Source organism: Deltaproteobacteria bacterium, assembly GCA_005879795.1.
Lineage (GTDB): Bacteria > Desulfobacterota > Binatia > DP-6 > DP-6 > DP-6.
Genome location: VBKJ01000230.1, coordinates 1 through 2,746 on the forward strand (window position 1 = coordinate 1; position 2,746 = coordinate 2,746).

At 72.3% G+C, this 2,746-nt stretch carries 4 protein-coding genes; all 4 read right to left on the reverse strand.

The features are described 5' to 3' along the window. Positions 1 to 413 (reverse strand): acyl-CoA dehydrogenase family protein (locus E6J59_19380; protein ID TMB16217.1); only part of this gene is annotated, 413 nt, incomplete at its 3' end. Further along, positions 322 to 2,082, reverse strand: coding sequence for an acyl-CoA synthetase (locus E6J59_19385; protein TMB16218.1), 1,761 nt, complete (start codon positions 2,080 to 2,082; stop codon positions 322 to 324). The genes E6J59_19385 and E6J59_19380, both read right to left, overlap by 92 nt. Then, the gene (locus E6J59_19390; protein TMB16219.1) at positions 1,982 to 2,440 is read right to left on the reverse strand and encodes a cupin domain-containing protein; all 459 of its coding nucleotides are present in this window, start codon (positions 2,438 to 2,440) and stop codon (positions 1,982 to 1,984) included. The genes E6J59_19385 and E6J59_19390 overlap by 101 nt, the downstream gene beginning before the upstream one ends. 11 nt (positions 2,441 to 2,451) lie before the next feature. Further along, positions 2,452 to 2,746: crotonase/enoyl-CoA hydratase family protein (locus E6J59_19395; GenBank protein TMB16220.1), on the reverse strand; the 295-nt coding region annotated here is incomplete at its 5' end.

Here is a 2,746-nt window from a genome sequence, read left to right on the forward strand (position 1 = left end):
TGCTTGCGGATCGTGCCCGCCACCTGCCCGTAGCTGACGCCGTAGGACACGAGCACGCCGCCGCACACGCGCGCGATCTCGATGCCGACCGACGCCGGGACGAGGAAGTCGAGCCGATCCTCGGGCGCGGCCGCCGCCATCGCCGCCGGGAGGTCGCCCGTGCCCGCCATGCCGAGCCCGGCGGCGAGCTTCCGGATGTACGGGTAGGGCAGCGCGTCGCCGTGCTCCATCGCCTCGACGTGGGGCCCGAGCTCCGTCTCGACGATGCGGCGGATGGTGTCGCGCACCATGCGCTGCGTGTCGGTCAGCTGCGGGTAGCAGTCAGGCATGAGATCCTCCGAAGGCGCGGGCGTGCTCGGCGGCCCAGGCGTAGTCCGGCTTCCCGCTCGGGCTGCGCACGATCTCGGGCGCATCGAGGACGGCGCGCGGGATCTTGTAGTCGGCGAGGTGGGGCGCGCAGTGCGCGCGCAGATCGGCGATGGTCGGCAGGGCCGCTCCGGGGCGGAGCGAGACGACGGCGGTCACTTGCTGCCCCCAGCGCGGGCTCGGCGTGCCGACGACCAGCACGTCGTACACGGCGGGGTGGCTCTTCACCACGCGCTCTACCTCCTCGGCGTAGACCTTCTCGCCGCCCGTGTTGATGCACATCGACTCGCGCCCGAGGAAGACGAGGCGCCCGTCGTCGGCGAAGCGCGCCCGGTCGCCGTCGAGGCAGTAGCGGACGCCGTCGATCACCGGAAAGGTGGCGCGCGTGCGCTCGGGGTCGCCGAGGTAGCCGAGCGGGAGGTGGCCCTTGGTCGCGAGCCACCCGACCTCGGCCGTCCCGGGCGCGAGAAAGCGCCGGCTGTCGTCGGACAGCACGACGGAGTTGTCGCGCAGTTGATACGCCGACTGCCCGCCCGGCCCCGCCGCGGCGTCCCAGCTCATCGCCTGCAGGCCCGCCTCGGTCGCGCCGACGCTCTCGATGAACATCGCTCCCTCGGGCAGGAGCGCCGCGAGCTCGCGCTTGATGCCGGCGGAGAACACCGCCGCCGTGCTGCCGATCACGCGCACCGACGACACGTCGTAGCGCCCCTCGCGCAGCGCCTCGAGCATCGGGCGGGCGAAGGCGTCGCCGACGATCGTCATCTGGTCGACGCGGTGGCGCTCGACCGCGCGCCAGAGCACGTGCGCGTCGAGCCGGCGGGTCTCGTCGGGGAGGATCACCGTGCCGCCGCGGTGGAAGGTGTTGAAGGCGGCCCACTGGCCGGCGCCGTGCATGAAGGGCGGCGCGACGAGGAAGCGCCCGCCGAGTCCGGAGCTGAGGTGAGCGAGGAGCTTCTCCTCCGTGTCGAGGCGCTCGAAGCCCGGGATGTGGCCGCCGAGGCCGTTGAAGTAGACGTCCTCGTGGCGCCAGAGGACGCCCTTCGGCATCCCGGTCGTGCCGCCGGTGAAGATGATGTAGAGGTCGTCGGGCGTGTAGAGCAGGTCGAGGGGCTCGTCGCTCTCCGCCGCGAGCCAGGCCTCGAAGTCGATCGCGCCCGGCAGGAGCGCGTTCCCGGAGTCGTCGGGGAGCTGGATCAGGTGGCGGAGGAGCGGGAGGTCCCGCCGCACCTCGGCGACGAGCGGGGCGAACGCCGCGTGGTAGACGATCGCGCGCGCCTCCCCGGTGCCCAGGAGGTGGACCATCTCCTCGGCCTTGTAGCGGTAGTTGACGTTCAAGAAGGCGGCGCGCGCCTTCCACGCGCCGTACATCAGCTCGATCCACTCCGGGCAGTTGTAGGCGAGGATCGCGACGTGGTCCTGGCCCGATTCCCAGGGTTGGAGGTCCGCGCGCTCGCGCCGGCAGCCGAGGCCGAGGCGGCGGAGCGCGCGCCCCACCCGTCGCGAGCGCCGGGCAACGTCGGCGTAGGTGAGGACCCGGTCCCGCCACACGATCGCCTCGCGGTCGCCGAGGTGGCGGGCGAGGAACTCCTGGATCGAGACGAGATTGTAGAGCACGTCAGTACGGCTCGCCGCTCTTGTGGCGCATGACGAAGTCGGCCGACAGGAAGAGGTCAACGTCGGGATAGTGGGCCTCGTCGCCGGACGTGCGGTCGCCAACCTCGAGGTAGAGCGCGGGCGCGTGAGAACGGTTGACGAGATGGTGCCCTTCCGGTTTCCCGGCGGGGAAGCCCGCCGCCATGCCGGCGCGGAGCGTCTGCTCGCCCGCATCGGTCACGAGCACCAGCTCGCCCTGGAGGACGTAGACGAACTCGTCCTGGCGCGTGTGCCAGTGGCGCTGCGCCGACCAGGCCCCGGGCTCGAGCCGGGTCAGGTTCACGCCGAAGTGCGTGAGGCCGAGCTCGTTGCCGAGCGCCCGCTTCCCGCGGTGGCGGCACGGCTCGTCGAGCGGCGGCGGGTACGGCGAGCCGGTGCGCTCGGCGACGGCGGCGGGATCCAGCGCGGGCGGTGACAGCATGACGCTCCCCTTCAGCGGCCCTTGAAGACCGGCTTCCGCTTCTCCTTGAACGCCCGCGTCCCCTCCTTCGCATCCTCGGACATGGCGGCCGGCACGCCGATCTCCTGCTCCTTCTCGAGCGCCTGCGCGGTCGGCAGGCCGAGGCCCGCCAGCACCGAGCGCTTGACCGCCTGCACGGCGAGGGGCCCGTTCTCGCAGATGATCTCCGCGTAGCGGCGCGCTTCGCGCATCACCTCGGCTGCAGGCACGACCTTGTTCACGAGGCCGATCCGCAGCGCCTCCGCGGCCGAGAACTGCTCGCCCGTC